We start from the raw sequence: 17,623 nt of genomic DNA on the forward strand, positions 1-17,623 counted from the left end.
GCTTGTCATTTTTTCAGAACAATCAGCTTTTTCTGAGTAACGATTTGATTGTCTGACTTAAAATTCAGCAGATAGATTCCCGGTGGATACATAGAAGTATTAACCGTATAAGAAAGCTGAGCAGCTCCAAATGGTATAGCAGCGAACTTATTACCCATTACATCGAATATTTCCATCCATATTGATTCGGACGTTCCCATATTACCGATGGTGATAATAACCTGGTTTTGGGCCGGATTTGGAATTAGATCAACAGTAATTTTTTCTTGGCTATACCCTTTTGAAGTTCTTTGCATTGCGGTATCTGTGCCTTCCTCAATGATTGGCGGAAAATCTTCTTCGTAGGTTTCTCCTTTTACATGATCGAGCAGGTTGAGAGCGAGATACCCTGCTATTGAATTTTTGTTTGCCATTTTTTGAACCTCATTCCACTGATCATCAGTTAAGCTATCCATGCTATTTCCGCTTTCTGCCCGGGTAAGCATGATGGAATAATAATCCTTTAGGTTTTTTTCATCGCTATTTGTTTCAGGCATGGAAGCAATGATATTATCTGCTGTCTTAAAATCTCCATTTTGGAATACAAAAGGCAGCGCCATCGTATTTTCATTTTTAGAAAGCAGGAACTCTCTTGCACTGTCGCTTTCATTATTGGCTACGTAGTAATTAACTAACTGGTAAAGCTCATAATTTCGCCAGGTGAAAAGATCACCGATTTGTGCCTGCAGCAAGTCCATGGCGGAAGCTTCAGCTTCCTGTGCATCTTTTATCGCGCCATTGTCAGCAAGCTTTGCATTCGTAGTTTTAAGCAGCGAAAAAGTAGTGTCATCCAATGGTGAATTGCTTAAGACTAGCTGCTGCAGCTCATTATCGTTCATGGGCGGGTTGCGGAGAATGGATGACATTAAAACGGAATCGGACAAATAGGGGCTCGCCGCCAGCAAGTCTTTGGTGAGCTTTGAAGAAGATACCTTCGGATCGTTTACCTCGCTTACCAGTTTCTGCGTATTGCCTCCGTCAATCATTGCGTTAAGTGAATCTTCCTGGTGTTCATAAGCATTAATGGCAGCAATCATTTCTTCGGAAGGAGAAATAGCCGACCGGTAGCCGAAGCCATTTCCTTTCGTGATCAGCTTTGGACACGTATTGCCATCACTATGGATATTGCAATTGTTCAGCACCCACGGTGATTTTACCTTGGATGCAACAGGCACATAGGCTCCGTTCGAATGGTGATAATAGGTAATGGCAGCTGAAGATAACCCGTCATGGTATAGCTGCCAGATGACAGGAGCACTATCATAAAATCTATTACCCGCCGGGCCATTAGAACCGGAGCAGGACCCTTGTGACCTCTGTATGCTACCTATAATTGCGGGTGAGGAAGGACTAAAAACAGCAATATTGTATTTGGAAGTAATAAAATCATTGCATTTAAATACTAATCCGTTTGTTATATAGTTTACAATGTTTCCAGCATTTTCACCCATTGATGCAGCGCCATATTGTAATCCTGTGAAATCATTCCTGTAAATAAGATTCGCATACTGGCCTGAGTTATTTACAATAATTCCATAGCTGTTAGCAAGCAATGGAGGCCCATTTGCTGGACCGGTAAAATCATTCTCTTGAACGGTGTAGCCCGTACAGGCAGACATATATAAGCCATAAATCTGTCCGGAGGGAAGCAGGTCTAAATTGAAAGTATTGCTGGTGATCACCGGGTTGTTTGTATATGCCGACATATAGATGCCGCGGTAGGTGCCCGAGAAATTGTTCTGGTCCAGGGTAAGAGTATGGGTTAGCTGTGTGCCATCGGAAACAAGCGCATAGACGCCCCGGTAGAGGTTAGTGAACTGGTTGACCACCGGGGTGCAGGGACTTTGACTGGGATCGCAGTAAGGCTCCAAGATATAATCGGCGTCTGAGCTGGAGATGCCGATGCCACGTGTAAGAATATCGGGGTTCAGGCTTCCAGGACCTGTAATGGTATTTCCTAAATATAGATGCCGTGGACATCCCACATGCTGATGAACTCGTTTGTAAACTGGCCGGTGTAAGGCGCATTCACGCCCGTGCAGGAAAAGGCAGAATTCTCGATGTAGCTCACATCCACTGCTTCGTTAATTACAGGGGCACTGGAAGGATACTTAAAAAAAGTTATCCCGTTGCGGTTGTTAACGAAGCTGCTTTGGTTAATCTGAAGGATGCCTCCGCCCTTGGTACCTAAACCATTGGGATAGGCATAATCTGGAGCCGAATAAAAAGCTTCATCTGCAAGCACGGCGATATATGCATTCTCGATCTTCGCATTGTTTTTCATCACCAGCATCCCCTGGTAATTTGGCATCTGAGTGGAGCTGTTTATGGATTGAGCTTTGGCAGGGTCTCCCAATACTTGGATGCCGCTCCACATGGTACCACAGGAATTAGTAATAGTGGCATTATCTATAACCATTTTGGCGCCGGGCATTATTTTTATATACCGGTCCTTGGCCATATTGATTTCTGCCGCATTATTTACGGTAAGAGTTAAACCTGCTGCCACTACTACATTGGTGGGCAGGGTGCGGCTTTTATCCCATGTGGTATTTGAGGAAAGAGTTGCCGTTGCATTGGGGGTGTATAATGCTGGAAGATCAGCTTCCCAAACTCCCCTGCCGAATGTAGCAGCACGAAGCTTATTAGTGCAGTAAAGAATTTCAAGATCACGAACTTCGACATTAGGGAGTTTATTGACTGGATCAAGATTAAATTGTGTCCATTGACTCATTGAATTATTGCGATAGAAAACTCCTACATCCGTTCCCACATATAATTCATTATTGCTTCCCGAACGATATACCAAAGAATAAATGTTATAGCAGGAATTGATACCCGTGCTGAAATCGCCCCATACATATTGTGCTATGTCATCGTTGTAATATCGATGCATTATTTTATGGGAGGTATTAGGATCATATTCTTCATAACCAATCCACATTTCATTGGGATTATTTGGATTTATTACAATAGAAGTTATTCTGTATTTCTGTTGTTGAATTCCGGGATCATTTAATGTTGGGGTAATATCCATCCAGCTTGAACAGGATATGCCCCCGCTATTAGATGTCATAAACAACCTTGAGTTTACTGTTCCTGAGGCGAAATCGGTGGCAGCTACAATAACCTGACTGTTAGAAGGAGCAATTGCTATGGCAGTAATTGGTTGTCCACCTGTGGAAAAACATGAAGGAAAATCAGAATTCTGTGTGTTAGTAATCCATTGATCGGTGGTTTTCCACAAGTCTGACCTCCCGACCAGATATGTACTGGATGAATTTGGATCCTGGATAATCGGAGGGTTGTCATATCTCGCTGAACCACTTGTTATCCCAATGCTTGACCATGAGATTCCACCATTAATTGATTTTTGGTAAACCAAACTATTGGGTGCTGCGTAAAGATTATTCTCTTCAGCGTAATCTATAAGGCTTCCGAAGGCATCTTGTCCAACGAGCGCGTAATGCGTTATATAGGTCCAGTTTGTGCCATCCCATAAATTAGTTCCTGTGTCCTGATCTCCAATTATTATTTTGCTTTTATTAGTGGCGGAAGTGCCGAATCTATAGATGGTGCTTGCATTTATTCCCATATTCAACTCTGTGAAAGAAGTTCCATCATATTTAAACACTCCGCCATCTGTTGCCATAAGAATTGTTGAACTATTCGGAAAATATTTTAAGCCCCATATATCCGCATGATAATTAGAATTTGGACTGCCAAGAACTGACCAATCACTACTTGCAGTTCCATGATTTACTGCTGTGTAAAAATATACATCTGCAGTAGCAATTTTATTATCATCGGTGGGATTTACAGCAATTGGAATTCTTCCTCCTGTTTTAGGATATTGAATATTCCATTGAGTTCCATCATACCAATATAAATAAGGTTGACTGGCATTCATTATTGCATACAGATATCCTGAATGCTGCGGGCTATTTACAAACGATACGCCGAGACGAATTAATTTTACAGTTGACGATAATGGAAAGTTGAGAACAGCATCTGCCATGCTAGGCCATGAACCCGTGCCATTATTAGTATTTATATAAATATTAGCATAATTTGAATTAGCTGAGGGATCAGCAAATGCAGCATAAACCGTAGAAGGATTACCCGGTTTAAATTCCACAGATGAACAGAATTGATTACCACTTACTGGCAATACCTTCGTCCAGGTTGTCCATGCATCTCCCGTCCGGTATAATCCATCCGACATGGCAGCATATTGGACATTCACATCAGATGGACTAATAATTATTCGTGAAATAAGTTTTTTATCGCAATATGCAATTGTAGGGCCTACGGCTTGGTATGCACCTGTTAACGTGTTCAGTTTGTATATTCCAACTGAAGGTTGCCATGGATCGTATCCTAAGTAGTTTAAATCTGGATCTTGTAGGTCAGTCATCAATTTGTTCCCATCACCTGTCGCCAGATACACTACATCAGAATTACCCGGATCAATAGCAATGTCTGAAATTGCGCTAAGAGGCAGCAAATCGGCAGCCGTGGAACTCCATGTAACTCCACCATTTATAGTTTTAAATAGTCCACCAAACCGTGAGCTGACGTAGAATTTATTGTTATCGTAAATAGCAAAAGATTTTAATTGACCTGTTCCATTAGCGTGGGCATTTGCACCTGAGGAAATAGAATTTAAAGGTGATCCTATGGGTCCCAAAGGAGTCCAGGGTTGTGACAGTACCTCACTATAGAATGCGATGATAAAAATTAAAGAGTAAACATTTTTCATAGAACAGAAATTTACTGTTATAGTATTATTAATTTAACAAAAAATGGCTGTTGTTTCTTGTCTTTGGATATTTCAAACAAATAAATCCCTTTTTGAAAGGTATCAGGAGGTAGATAAATGGAATTCGCGGAAAATATCACTGGTCTAACACTCCTTCCAGTAATATCGAGAACCTTGACTTTATATTGTTGAGGATATGTTAAATTTAAATAAATTGTCGATCCCATCGGTACCGGATTGGGATAAATCAACGAAGTAACACTTGCTATATTTATATTTTCGATAGCCAACGGCAAATCACAGGAAGGATAAACATATGAAGTATCTAAATACTGGATTTCTCCATTTACCTTCATACATTTCAAATTGTAGATGACTTCCCAGCCGATAAGAGAATATATTTTTTCGAGAATAAGACCTCCAGACCAACCTACTCCCTCAATCAATGCCACTGGATAACCAGTTGTATTTGTTAAATTAAATTTCTTATGGTAGCTATTATCAATTAAAATAGAATCAATGCTTGAGACTAGCATTGTATCTGCTACGTCATGCAGCCATGTTTGCGGTAAAACCTCTCCAGAATCTAAATCAAAGTCAAATAATATTGTTTCTTCCGGACTACAGGAACAGAAGTAGTATATTTTCCTGTTAACTGTATCTTCTCTGAGCGCCCCAAAATATTCCCCGTAAAATGCATTTCCCACTTCGGGCACTATATCCGCATAAAGCTTTTTATAGGTTGCATTACCAATAGTGGTATCACCTCTGGTATAATAATTTCGCTTCTCGCATATACCAAAACATTGCTCATCAAAATAATCTGCTCGCCACTCTCCGCCATCAAGAGGAAACGGATGATACACATTTGCCTGTGAAAAAGATTTCTTGAAAATCAAAAGACAAATAGCAATGAGTAAAAAATTTTTCATCAAAAAATATTGAGAAATGAATTATAATATTTCAATGTCTAAAACTAAGAAAATTTTTATCAGGTTTAATGCTGGTCGGGATTTGCAATCCAGACCCTTTAACCATGGATTTTATAATCCATATAAGAAACATTTAATCAAATTTATCCTCTTATTATTGCAGGGAGAATAGAAGAAATTACAATAAGGATGGATTACAAATCCAGAAACTCTTAGATCGGGATTATAATCCCGACCAGCTGGGGTATTACCATTTAGCTTAAGGATACTTTCTGGCGGCAGTCTCTATCAGTAAACATCATTTATTTGCACTCATTTAACCATTTCCGCTATCCATTTCCGCCATCAATTCCGATGAAGACATTTCTTTCTTTTTGAATTTTGTCCGTTTTCCCGATTTTTTCTTTTGCAATTCTATAATGCTCCCCACATTTTTGCCGCGCCTTGAATCCTGAGGGAGTTCCGGGGTTTTTTCCAGACATCAAAAACACATTCTTTTCTTTTCCCCGCAGCTTCACTCCGTTCAGCCTATAGCGTTGGATGGAGGAAGCTGCGGTATTTACAGGTTTATACTTAAGCAGGTTCTGCAGCTTCCTTTGCTTTTCCTTTCCCGCAGGCTTCACTCCGTTCAGCCCATAGAGTTGGATGCAGGAAGCTGTGGCATTTAAAGGTTTACGCTTGAGCACTTTCTGCCGCTCCCTTTGCTTGCGCACATATGCTCTATAAAGTAAAGCTGCAGGGGGGAGGCAAAGTACAGATGAATTATACTTCGGAAACAACAATAAGAAAATCTTTATAAAGGTTGAAGGAATTCCAGCTTCAATTTTTTGCTATCAGCTTTTTCGTTCACTAAAAAACTGATGGCATTCTTCAGATCGCTAAACTTACTCGGCTTGGTAAGGAAATAAGCTGCACCCAGCTTTTTAGTTTCTTTTACATCTTCGTCTAACTTGGAAGTAGTGTAAATGATAACAGGAATATTTCTGAAGCGCTTTGATCGTTTAATTTCGGCAAGGCATTGCTTTCCATTAAGGCGGGGCATATTAAGATCTAAAAAAATAAAATCAGGTAGCTTACCATCCTGTTCTCTCAAAAATTCCAATGCATCCTGACCGTTTACCGCACTGATGCACTTTATTTCAGGATTCACTTCATCTACTGCTTCTGTAAATAGTTCCTGGTCGTCGGAATCATCATCTACAATAAGAATCAGTTTGGAATTGTTCATTAGATTAGTCAGCTATTGGTGTTACAAGAAGCCTACTATCGGGTTTTTTTAAAGGGATGCAAAGTTAAGTAGAAGTAAGATAAGCTTTTAAATTAATTTTACAAAGTTTACAAAATAGTTGAATTCTCCATTTTTAACGGATATAAAAACGCAATTTTTCGTGAAAAATAATAGTCCATCAAAATTATTAAATGAAAAAAAATGAACCGGCTTCGTCATTTGAAGAGATATCCCGCCTTGAGCCTTCCGGCATTATTGTAATAGGAGCCTCTGCCGGTGGTCTCAATGCTTTCAACGAGCTGGTTTCCCAATTCCAAAATGATTGGAATGCTTTCGATTTACGAAACCTTATTCATAAAGTTCATAATTCAAAGCAGCCAGCAAAGAAATCCGGACTCGAAATCAATCACAATGGAAGCACCCACCAGGTTTCTATAGAGGCAATCCCCATTACCTCATCCGATGAAGGAGAAATATTGCTCGTGGTGTTTGACGAAACTGGACCATCCATTCCCACCGCAATTGACGCTTCTTTCGCAAAAGATAAACTAGTGCAACAGTTGCGCACTGTAATAGATGCCTTTAAACAAGATATGGCTTCCATAGTAGAAACGCTCGAAGTAAGCAATGAGGAGCTGCAGTCCGCCAGTGAGGAAGTGGTATCCAGTAATGAAGAGCTGCAAAGTATTAATGAAGAGATGGAAACCAGTAAAGAAGAAATTGAAAGTACCAATGAGGAGCTGTTGACCATGAACCATGAATTACAGGTGCGGAACGATCAACTGGCAGAGTCCTACGATTATTCCGAAGCTGTTATTGCAACCATCAGAGAATCCGTGCTTGTGCTCGATAGCCATTTCCGAATTAGAAATGCAAACCGTGCATTTTACAAGACATTTCAGGTAAAGGAGGCCGAAACAGAGGAAGTAGTATTGTATGATCTTCAAAATGGTGAGTGGAACATACCAGATTTGCATGAGCTTCTGGAGGGATTACTTCCCCGAAACAGCCATATTCAGGGTTACAGAATAAAACACGTTTTCTCCCGGATCGGCGAAAAGATAATGGTTCTAAATGTGCGGAAAATCGTGCAAAAAATTCATCGACAGGAATACATATTGATTGCGATAGAAGACATCACCGAACATGAAACGGCACAGCAGATCATTGCAGAACGGGAAGAATGGTTCCGCAATATGGCGAACAATGCACCGGTAATGATATGGGTATCGCAGCCGGATAAAAAACGAACATTTCTGAACCGAACCTGGCTAGAGTTTACAGGGCGTAAAATGGAAGAAGAAATAGGTGACGGCTGGATGGAAAATATTCATAAAGATGATGTAGGGCAATATCTTGAAATCTATAATGCCAGCATGGAAAAGCAGCAACCTTTTGAGGCGGAATACCGGCTTCGCCACCATGATGGTGAATACCGCTGGGTAAAGGTTCATGCAAAGCCAACTTATTCGGTAAATAATACTTATGTAGGGTACGTAGGCAGTGTTCTGGATATACAGGATCAGAAAGATGCAGAGTATTCTTTAAAAGAGGCTGCAGACAGGGTGGAGGAAATTTTGGGATCACTGCCGCATATGGCCTGGATGGCAGATACAAATGGAAAATTGATATTCGTAAATAAAGGGTATACGGCCTTTACCGGCCTCACCTTAATGCAGGTGCAATCCCAGAGCAGATCGGATTTGATTCATCCTGATGATGTTGAAGCAGCATACAAGCTGAGAGACAAGCATTTTAAAGAAGGCACCCCGTATGATTTTAAGGTAAGGTATAAACGGAAAGAGGATGGAATGTACCGCTGGCACCTGGTACGGGCGGTTCCGTTAAAGGACAATGGTGGAAAGATTACTGCCTGGGTAGGAACCAACACAGATATTCATGACGAGCAATCATTGAATGAGTTACTTCTTGAATCCACAGAAAAGCTTCGTGCAGCTCTGGATGGATTGCCGCAAATGGCCTGGATAACGGATGAGAAAGGGAATTTACATTTTGTAAATAAAGGATACAGTCTGTATACAGGACAGAATGAAAACGAAGTCATATCATTTGATCACGATAGCATCCATGCGGAGGATTCTAAAAAGTTTTTGTCAAAATGGAGGCAACATTTAAAAAGCGGTGAACCCATTGAATTGGAGGTTCGCTATAAGCGGGCCAGCGATGGAATGTACCGTTGGCACCTGTTGCGTGCAACGGCAATTAAAAATGCGAAAGGTAACATTACCTCCTGGGTAGGCACCAATACGGACATCCATGAGCAAAAAATGTTTTTTGGAGAACTGGAGCGCAGGGTGCAACAACGAACCTACGAGCTTCAGGAAGCTAATGTCAATCTTGAGCGCTCCAATAACGAGCTCGAGCAGTTTGCCTACGTGGCCAGCCACGACCTGCAGGAACCTTTACGAAAAATTCTCACCTTCAGCGACCGCCTGCAAGAGCGTTTTTATGAAGTGTTGCCGCCGGACGCCAAGGGATATATTGATAAGATAGCTACCAGTGCCGATCGCATGACCAAGCTGATCGACGACCTGCTTAATTTTTCAAGGGCATCCGCCATCAATACAGGTTATGAGCCCGTTGATTTAAATAAAACCCTTGAAAATGTATTGAAGGATTTTGATGTTACTATCGGGAATAAAAATGCAAAGATAAACTGCGAGCGGCTTCCCGTTATCGAGGCAATACCCGTTCAAATGGTGCAGCTTTTTCATAACCTGCTGAGCAATGCACTTAAGTTCGTTTATGCTGAAAGGCCTCCGGAAATTTTTATTAGTGCACAAAATTTTGACAGCAAAGAATTGATCAATCCGGGCTCATTAAATCATCAAACGGAATATTGTGAAATAGTGGTAAGAGACAATGGCATTGGCTTTCATTCAGCTTACGCTGATCAGATCTTTATCATTTTTCAGCGCCTGAATGAAAATAAAAATTATCCGGGAACCGGTATAGGGCTGGCGTTATGCCGGAAGATTGTAAGCAACCATGGTGGAAAAATTTATGCTGAATCGCGTGAGAAAGAAGGTTCTTCATTCCACGTAATATTGCCGTTGAAGCAATCATAAATTCCCGGCAGAATTAACCCCATTATTGGTTAATCATTACCTTCTTTCTAATCACCGTTTCATCTTCTTTCCATTCACATATATAATAACCCGCCGGTAATGATGGCAATATAATTTGATACATTGCCTGCCCTTCTTCCACCCGTACCTGCTTGGTAAATACGGGTTTGTTCACCATGTCATATAAAGTAATAGCTCCCCGTGGTGGACTTTGGGAGGTAAAAAAGATATTTAAATATTTGCCAGCAGGATTGGGTGTAATTGTAAAATCAATGATATTACAATTTGAACACCATTGGTTATATTTTTCCTTCTGAAAAGTAAAAGGTGTGCTGCTTTTGTTTACGAGCAGCCGGTAGCAATTATCCGGATCAAACTGCTGGTTATCGTGAGCAATTTGAATGAAGACGGTTCCGGTTTGATCATTGTTAAAAATTACCTGTTGCGGATTCAGTCCATTGAACTGTGAGCTGTCGATAATTATTCCCTGATCATTATAAAGTTTTATGGTATAGGTACGCGTTATATCCGCCAGGGTTATTTTAAGGTTGGTATAGTCTGATTTTATTTTCACCTTAAACCAGTCATGATCTTCTGAAGAAGCAATATTAGCACTGTAACCCCAGCTATCGGTAGCTGTAGTAGCGGTGATTAATGCTGCCGAAGAGCGGGTCTCATTTGGCTCATTAACATCATAACAATTATCACCACAGTAAATTTTATATACCGCATAATCGCATTCACCATTATTTTGAAGCTGATAAACCCCGGGTGTAACCGGAAGAGCACCACACGTATGGCCGTCAGCAAACACGAACCCTTCCGTGTCTGTACTGATATCATAAAATCCATCGCTACTCTCTTCTCCCCAATAGGTTCCCATCAATAAGTTTCCATTTTTATCAAACTTAGCAAGCGCTGCATCAGAATTATAAGCATCATCAATAGCAGGTTGAATAGCATTCGGCGTGGCAATGCCTTCTGCACTGCGGGTGGAACCGGCAATATAAATATTTGAATTACTGTCAATAGCCATTCCGTAAAACGTGTCATTTCCTTCACCACCATAGTATGATCCCCAAATGCGTTTCCCGTCAGTGCTGAATTTTGCAAGCAATGCATCAAAGCCTCCCGGCGTTCCGTCCAGGTTCAGCAGTTGCTGATAGGCACCCGCAGTAGCAATATTATTCTTACTGCCGGTGAAGCCCGTGATATATACATTTCCTTCGGCATCACATACTACACCTCTTCCATGATCTTCTGCCTCACCTCCGTAATAAGTGGCCCAGAACAGATGCCCGTTAGAGGTATCAAATTTGGCGAGAAATGCATCAGTGGCACCTCCGAAAGTTGTCTGATGCGCCCCGTTCGTAGCGATACCTGACGAACTTTCACAGGTTCCTTCTATGTATACTGCTCCTTTGCCATCAGCGGTAACAGCGTGAGCCCTGTCCTGACCTGCACCACTGAAGTAAGTTCCCCAACGAAGCACACCCTTAGTGGTAAACATTGCAACGTAAGCATCGCCGGAACCACCATAAGTTTCCTGATAGGTACCCGGAGTGGCAATTCCCTCGTCGCTGTTACAATAGCCTGCCATGAAAACGTGTCCATAATTATCTACACATACCTTTCTTCCTTGATCAGGACTGGAACCTCCATAATAGGTGCTCCACAACAACATACCTGAACCATTAAATTTTATCAAAATGCCATCACCCTGACCGGCACGGTGGGTCATGTATGCACCATCCGTGGCCAGGCCATCACTCGTGGTGTTTCCTGCCACATAAATATTATTACTGGTATCAGAGGTAATACTGTAACCGATATCCTGTTCACTGCCTCCGAAATAAGTGGCCCAGCCCAGGTTCCCATCCGTTTTAAATTTGGCTACACAAATATCAAGCACACCCTGAAAATTATTCTGGTAAGCACCCGTGCTTGCAATTAAACTAGTGCTCGAAGTAGTGCCGGCAATTATCGGCTTACCACCATGATCAACTGTTATTTCAGTATTTATTCCCTCGTTTCCGTTTCCTCCATAATAAGAACCCCATATAATATTCGGATCAATAATAAGCGTGTTATCTATAAAAGAAGGTACCTCAAAACTTAGCTCTCTATTGTGTATTCTCCGTTTTGCAAAGACGTGTTTTTTGCTTTCGCCTAAATAGCAAAACAGATTGGTTTCCCTTATAAAGCCTGTTAGAGATTTAGCAGACAGGTTGTTATTTTTGTCAAGCGCTATTGCAGATGCACCCTTGTATTGCATCTTAATGAGTGATGCCTTGGCTTTTGGATGCACTACAAAAAAATATTCCAGTTCAAAATTTGAATTCGCCGTAAATACAAGGTCAATTCCCGGGTAAATATCTTTATAGCTGATCCTGTTAAAAGCCTGTACTTGCCTGATCCCATTATTGTAAGCAGGTGAAATAAAATAATTAAAGTAGGTATCGGAATTCTCCTCCGCAATAATTATGGGTGACGGATTAGCATGCTCAAATATCACATCTATTCGGTTCGATGAAAGTACAGACCGTTGCGCAGGTTTATAAATATCATGGTCTTTATCAGAGATGCCTGCTTCGGGATGAGGCATTGCTATTCGATCTTCTTTAAAAATTTCATAACTAAAACCATTACTTCTCAGTTGAAGATTAAACAAGCCGTTAGAATATAAATATTTTACATCACTATTAGTAATACCATACTGATCGCGGATTTGACCCTGGTTTTCTACGAAACCCGAAAATGAAAAGGGTGAAGCAAATAAATCTATAGAACCGGCCTTTACAGAAATATTTACAATAGCAAATAGTATGGTAAAATAAATTTGTCTCATTAGAAAAAAATTAACAGTGAAGGATTACATTTATAAATGTAGCTAAGTTTAAGCAGAAAGTATGTATTTTCTGCACATATGGGTAAGGGCTCTGCCAATCCTTCTATTTATACGTTGAACAGTAATAAAGATTCATCAATAATCTTATCTGGTAAATAAAGTTACTTCGCAGTGGCTAAGAAAAAATTATTACATCTTTCAGAGCTGGCGCACTTCTCCAATGTATTCCAGCATCGGAAAGATTTAAAGGGTATGTGGCAGGAATCAGTTTTTAAAAACAATAACAACATTACCCTGGAACTGGGGTGTGGTAAAGGAGAATATTCTATATCACTTGCACGTCAGTTTATTACCCGGAATTTTATTGGCATAGATATAAAAGGCAGCCGTATATGGCGCGGCGCGAAAACAGCGCTGGAAGAAAACAGAATAAATGTTGTTTTTCTTCGTGCTTATATTGATCATCTTACTGAATATTTTACCAGCGAAGAAGTACATGAAATCTGGATTCCTTTTCCTGATCCTTATCCTGAAAACCGTAATGCACGAAAGAGGCTTACCGCGGCACGTTTTCTTGACAGGTACCGTAAAATACTTAAACCAGGTGGAATCATTCATTTAAAAACCGATGATATGATGTTGTATACGTTCACACTGGAAACACTCGAAAAAAATGATTGTCGTATTATTTTTTGCTCGGACAACATCCTTCCACTATATGAAACTGATAAAATGCTGTCCATACAAACTTTCTATGAACAAAAGCATATTTCTAAAGGTAAAACAATAAAATACATCAGATTCAGCTTTAAATAGTATGAAAGAAGATAATTTCTATGAACGGGTTTATGCGGTGGTAAGAAAGATCCCGAGAGGTCGTGTTACCAATTACGGGGCTATCGCAGATTATATCGGCACGGGCATGAGTGCACGGATGGTTGGATGGGCAATGCATGGCGGCCAGGCCATTTTGCCTAAGGTTCCTGCCCACCGGGTGGTAAACCGTAACGGGCTGCTTACAGGCAAGCACCATTTTTCAACACCTACACTGATGATGGAATTGCTGGAAGCAGAGGGAATATCAGTTGAAAATAACCAGGTTACACATTTCAGGAAACTATTCTGGGATCCTTTCCTGGAACTGAATTCACGAAGCAATAAGAAATCAGGACTTTCAAAAAAGAAGAGAAAATAAAACGTATAAATTATGGAGGACTGTCTGACAAATTTTTTAATTCAGCAGAACACTTAATTTCCCTGTCCCGGTAGATTTATTTTACCACACTACCGCTGCATATCATTCTGCGGAGCAATTTCTTTTCTAATATTTTGCTTTTCCTGTTTCTTATTTTTTTGCAAATGCTGCCTTGATTTTTTTGACTTTGGAATTTTAGTAACGATAACCGGTTTCTCGGTAAGTTCAGTGTAATTTATATTCAGATTTTCTTGGGATAAAGGAAAATTAACGGCTGCCTTATCAGCAGCAAATAGGCTTGTTCCATTCGCATTTTGTATCAGACATAAAACAGGAATGGAAAACAGAATTACATGAATAACCTTTTTAAACATTCGATTTAGTTGAGTGCATATTAAAAATACTAAATTTTAATGGAGGTTAATGTTTTTGGAAGAACTAAAATAAAAAAAAGTTGCTTCTTTATCAAAGCAACTTTTTCTAACCTCACTTTTACTTACACTTATTTCCCGTGGCTGTGAACTTTTTTCTGAGCTCTGGCTTTCACCTGGTCACGGTGTTGCCAGATATCCTTTCCACTTACACCTTTATCCATTATTTTATCCTTATTATCATACATATAACCTGCAAATTGCGGATGCTTGTCTGCTAAATTTTCAAAACGCGGATGGCTCTCTTCAAATTTTTGAATTGACTGAGTATTTGCCGAACCACTTTCCCAGGTATTATCAACCACTGGTGATACAGTCCAGGAAGGTATTGTGGAAAGCGGAATATTATTAGTGCTGATTTGGGAATTACTGCTACCTGAGGTTTGGGCAAATAAACCGGTTGCAATAAAAATAAGGCACAAGGTTATAAACAGATTTACCAATTTTTTCATATTGTCTTTTTTCTATTAATTTTCAAAGTATATGCCAACCGTCAAAATATTAACATCTTTTACGTTTCTATTCTTGCCATTTTGGTTAGTTTTTCAATTGTGTGACAAATCTTAGACTTTGACTGATTATTTTAAAGCTGAGCTATCATTGAAATTTCTACATTATAATCTTTAGGTAACCGCGCTACCTCAACGGTTTCACGGGCTGGAAAATCGCTGGTAAAATAAGATCCGTAAATTTCGTTTACTATAGCAAAATGGTTCATATCGGTAAGATAGATTGTTGTTTTTACCACATGGCTGAAATCAACTCCCGCAGAAGAAAGTATTGATTTTAAATTTTCCATAACCTGTTTTGCCTCCTCCTTAATTCCGGTCATTATTTCTTTTTCACCAGTGGGATCAATGGCGATCTGCCCTGAAATAAAAATCAAATCACCTGTTATAATTGCCTGGCTATATGGACCAATAGGCTGGGGAGCATCTGGTGTGTTTATGAGCTGTTTTTTCATCGTTAATTGTTGAAATGGTAATATAACTTGTTTCTTTATTAAACCAGAAATAAGCCGCCGGTTAAGATAAAATGGCTGCAACCGTTACATTTGAATAAAGTAATTTATAGTCCGTGAACATTCTAGCCATTGGTGAAGTGAACAGGCTTGAGGAATTAAAGCAAAAAATCAATGGTCAGGCAGTTGTGCATACACCCGATGAAAATAAGCTTACTGATGTTGACTGGAATTATTATGATGTCGTTTTTGATTTAAATGCGGATGAGAACCTTAAACGGTTAAAAACCTATTTTTCCTATTACAAAAAAATACTGATTGCAAGTGCAGTTAAAATTTCCCTGTCACAATTAAGTTATTATTATGGCAGCCAGATACCATTTACTTTAATCGGTATAAACAGCATTCCTACCTTTTTGAACCGAACAAAAATGGAAGTTTCTTTTTTAAATCCTGATGATGAAAAAGTGTTATCCTTATTAGCTGAGAAATTAAAATGGAGCTATCTGCGGGTAGAAGACCGGGTTGGTATGGTAACTCCCCGGGTAATCATGATGATTATCAATGAGGCTTGCTTTACCCTTCAGGAAGGAACTGCTTCCAAGGAAGATATCGATAAAGCGATGAAGCTTGGCACCAATTATCCTTTTGGCCCATTTGAATGGTGTGACCGGATTGGTATAAAGCAGGTTTACGAGACTCTTGAGGCCATTTGGAACGATACCCATGATGAGCGGTATAAGATCTGCCCCTTGTTAAAGACCAGATATTTCCGAAAAGAATCATTTTATTGATTTTGGATTCCAACCTTTATTTTCCGGGAAATGATTCTTGTTTATTCTATCCATAATTCTTCACGCCTCCGCTACATCTTTGATCTCATTTTCGTGCAACTCCTTGGGGTTCACTACGGGATTACCAGCGATAGGAATTATTTTAATAGCTACAAGGGAATGAAAATAAATTATAGTCTATGCCGTGTTGGTGATGAAATTTTTATTTACTGTGAAAAATTACTTTTTGAAACAGATATTAAAACTCAAAACATAACGGTAGGAACTTATAATGAAATCAAAACTCTTTTTAGTCATGGTCATTCCTCCGATCTTTCGTTTGATCCTTTTTGCGCCGCCTTTTTCCTGGTATCCCGGTATGAAGAATACCTTCCGTTCAACGCCGACAAGCATAACCGTTTTCCGGCAGAAGCAAGCATTTTGTACAGAGTAAATTCCCTGAGTGTGCCGGTAGTAAATTATTATGCTGAAATTTTACATGCACTTATTCAAAGCCATTATCCTGATTTTAATTTTCCTGAGAAAGAATACCAGTGCCTGCTTACTTATGATATTGATATGGCATTTGAATTTCAGCAAAAAGGATTCGTTCGAAATGCAGCCGGAATTATAAGGTCATTAATGCGATTCGATATTCATCATATTACTTATCGGGCGCAGGTTCTCACAGGTAAAAAAAAGGATGCATTTGATACATTTGATTACCAGGATAACCTTTCAATTCAATTTTCATTACAACCGATTTATTTTTTTCTTCTTGGTAATCGCAATCCATACGATATCAATTTATCCTGGAAAAATAAACGCTTTCGGACTCTGATACGTACCATTTCTGAAAAATATCAAATAGGAATTCATTTCAGCTATGCTTCCAATGAAAATGAAAAACTGATGGCTGAGGAAATGCACCGTCTTGAAATGATTTCCGAAAAAAAAATTCTCCGCAACAGGCAGCATTTTTTGAAGCTAAGCATGCCAGAAACATATCGCCGCCTGCTCCATTATGGAATCCGTGAAGACTACACCATGGGATATCCTTCACAGGTTGGTTTTCGCGCAGGGATTGCTTCACCTTTTAATTTTTATGATTTAGCGCATGAAACCAGTACCGCCCTTGTCGTTTATCCTTTTGCTGTGATGGATGCAACGCTGCATTACTATCTCAGACTTTCGCCGGAGCAAGCCCTGCAGCAAACAAAGCAAATTATTGAAGAGGTAAAGAAAGTGAACGGCTATTTCATTTTTCTTGCACATAATGATCTTATCGGTAAGGATGGACCCTGGAAAGGATGGTCAGAAAATTTTGAAGAAGTACTTCGCTATATGAAGAATTGAATAGAAAAG

Annotated in this window: 14 protein-coding genes; 5 read left to right on the top strand and 9 right to left on the bottom strand. The window is 39.8% G+C overall.

Annotated features, from left to right (window positions below; all coding sequences use genetic code 11):
- Positions 1–5: 5 nt before the first annotated feature.
- The 5 genes from H0W62_08325 to H0W62_08345 form a co-directional block, all read right to left on the bottom strand.
- Complete coding sequence (locus H0W62_08325; protein ID MBA3648541.1) at positions 6–2,024, bottom strand: T9SS type A sorting domain-containing protein; 2,019 nt, start codon at positions 2,022–2,024, stop codon at positions 6–8.
- Positions 1,997–4,801: a hypothetical protein gene (locus H0W62_08330; GenBank protein ID MBA3648542.1), complete on the bottom strand. Its 2,805-nt coding sequence runs from the start codon at positions 4,799–4,801 to the stop codon at positions 1,997–1,999. The genes H0W62_08325 and H0W62_08330 overlap by 28 nt, the downstream gene beginning before the upstream one ends.
- A gap of 17 nt (positions 4,802–4,818) precedes the next feature.
- Positions 4,819–5,733, bottom strand: a complete 915-nt coding sequence (locus H0W62_08335; GenBank protein MBA3648543.1) for a T9SS type A sorting domain-containing protein — start codon at positions 5,731–5,733, stop codon at positions 4,819–4,821.
- 329 nt (positions 5,734–6,062) lie between these two features.
- Complete coding sequence (locus H0W62_08340; protein MBA3648544.1) at positions 6,063–6,446, bottom strand: hypothetical protein; 384 nt, start codon at positions 6,444–6,446, stop codon at positions 6,063–6,065.
- Positions 6,447–6,526: 80 nt separating this feature from the next.
- Positions 6,527–6,961 (bottom strand): response regulator, encoded by a 435-nt coding sequence (locus H0W62_08345; GenBank protein ID MBA3648545.1) that lies wholly within the window; start codon positions 6,959–6,961, stop codon positions 6,527–6,529.
- 191 nt (positions 6,962–7,152) lie between these two features.
- On the opposite strand from H0W62_08345, the gene H0W62_08350 reads away from it, so the two are divergent.
- Complete coding sequence (locus H0W62_08350; protein ID MBA3648546.1) at positions 7,153–10,050, top strand: PAS domain S-box protein; 2,898 nt, start codon at positions 7,153–7,155, stop codon at positions 10,048–10,050.
- Positions 10,051–10,072: 22 nt separating this feature from the next.
- On the opposite strand, the gene H0W62_08355 is transcribed toward H0W62_08350, so the two are convergent.
- Positions 10,073–12,898, bottom strand: a complete 2,826-nt coding sequence (locus H0W62_08355; GenBank protein ID MBA3648547.1) for an SBBP repeat-containing protein — start codon at positions 12,896–12,898, stop codon at positions 10,073–10,075.
- A gap of 171 nt (positions 12,899–13,069) precedes the next feature.
- Between H0W62_08355 and trmB the strand changes: the two genes are divergently transcribed.
- A complete protein-coding gene (gene trmB / locus H0W62_08360; GenBank protein ID MBA3648548.1) occupies positions 13,070–13,714 on the top strand; it encodes a tRNA (guanosine(46)-N7)-methyltransferase TrmB in 645 nt (214 codons plus the stop codon).
- A 1-nt stretch (position 13,715) separates the two neighbouring features.
- Positions 13,716–14,093, top strand: coding sequence for an MGMT family protein (locus H0W62_08365; GenBank protein ID MBA3648549.1), 378 nt, complete (start codon positions 13,716–13,718; stop codon positions 14,091–14,093).
- A gap of 89 nt (positions 14,094–14,182) precedes the next feature.
- Here the strand turns inward: H0W62_08365 and H0W62_08370 are convergent, their stop codons facing one another.
- The 3 genes from H0W62_08370 to H0W62_08380 form a co-directional block, all read right to left on the bottom strand.
- Positions 14,183–14,467: a hypothetical protein gene (locus H0W62_08370; protein ID MBA3648550.1), complete on the bottom strand. Its 285-nt coding sequence runs from the start codon at positions 14,465–14,467 to the stop codon at positions 14,183–14,185.
- A 128-nt stretch (positions 14,468–14,595) separates the two neighbouring features.
- Entirely contained in the window at positions 14,596–14,976 is a 381-nt protein-coding gene (locus H0W62_08375; GenBank protein ID MBA3648551.1) for a hypothetical protein, read from the bottom strand.
- A gap of 131 nt (positions 14,977–15,107) precedes the next feature.
- Complete coding sequence (locus H0W62_08380) at positions 15,108–15,488, bottom strand: RidA family protein (protein ID MBA3648552.1); 381 nt, start codon at positions 15,486–15,488, stop codon at positions 15,108–15,110.
- A gap of 428 nt (positions 15,489–15,916) precedes the next feature.
- Between H0W62_08380 and H0W62_08385 the strand changes: the two genes are divergently transcribed.
- Both H0W62_08385 and H0W62_08390 read left to right on the top strand, forming a co-directional pair.
- Positions 15,917–16,279, top strand: a complete 363-nt coding sequence (locus H0W62_08385) for a hypothetical protein (protein MBA3648553.1) — start codon at positions 15,917–15,919, stop codon at positions 16,277–16,279.
- Between the two features lie 30 nt (positions 16,280–16,309).
- Positions 16,310–17,614 (top strand): hypothetical protein, encoded by a 1,305-nt coding sequence (locus tag H0W62_08390; GenBank protein MBA3648554.1) that lies wholly within the window; start codon positions 16,310–16,312, stop codon positions 17,612–17,614.
- The last annotated feature ends 9 nt before the right edge of the window (positions 17,615–17,623 follow it).

Source organism: Chitinophagales bacterium (genome assembly GCA_013816805.1).
GTDB lineage: Bacteria > Bacteroidota > Bacteroidia > Chitinophagales > UBA10324 > MGR-bin340.

Coding starts and splice junctions, on each gene's coding strand:
- H0W62_08375 (MBA3648551.1), bottom strand. CDS start 14,976: ATGAAAAAATTGGTAAATCTGTTTATAACCTTGTGCCTTATTTTTATT.
- H0W62_08350 (MBA3648546.1), top strand. CDS start 7,153: ATGAAAAAAAATGAACCGGCTTCGTCATTTGAAGAGATATCCCGCCTT.
- H0W62_08335 (MBA3648543.1), bottom strand. CDS start 5,733: ATGAAAAATTTTTTACTCATTGCTATTTGTCTTTTGATTTTCAAGAAA.
- H0W62_08355 (MBA3648547.1), bottom strand. CDS start 12,898: ATGAGACAAATTTATTTTACCATACTATTTGCTATTGTAAATATTTCT.
- H0W62_08385 (MBA3648553.1), top strand. CDS start 15,917: ATGGAAGTTTCTTTTTTAAATCCTGATGATGAAAAAGTGTTATCCTTA.
- H0W62_08330 (MBA3648542.1), bottom strand. CDS start 4,801: ATGAAAAATGTTTACTCTTTAATTTTTATCATCGCATTCTATAGTGAG.
- H0W62_08370 (MBA3648550.1), bottom strand. CDS start 14,467: ATGTTTAAAAAGGTTATTCATGTAATTCTGTTTTCCATTCCTGTTTTA.
- H0W62_08345 (MBA3648545.1), bottom strand. CDS start 6,961: ATGAACAATTCCAAACTGATTCTTATTGTAGATGATGATTCCGACGAC.
- H0W62_08390 (MBA3648554.1), top strand. CDS start 16,310: ATGATTCTTGTTTATTCTATCCATAATTCTTCACGCCTCCGCTACATC.
- H0W62_08380 (MBA3648552.1), bottom strand. CDS start 15,488: ATGAAAAAACAGCTCATAAACACACCAGATGCTCCCCAGCCTATTGGT.
- H0W62_08365 (MBA3648549.1), top strand. CDS start 13,716: ATGAAAGAAGATAATTTCTATGAACGGGTTTATGCGGTGGTAAGAAAG.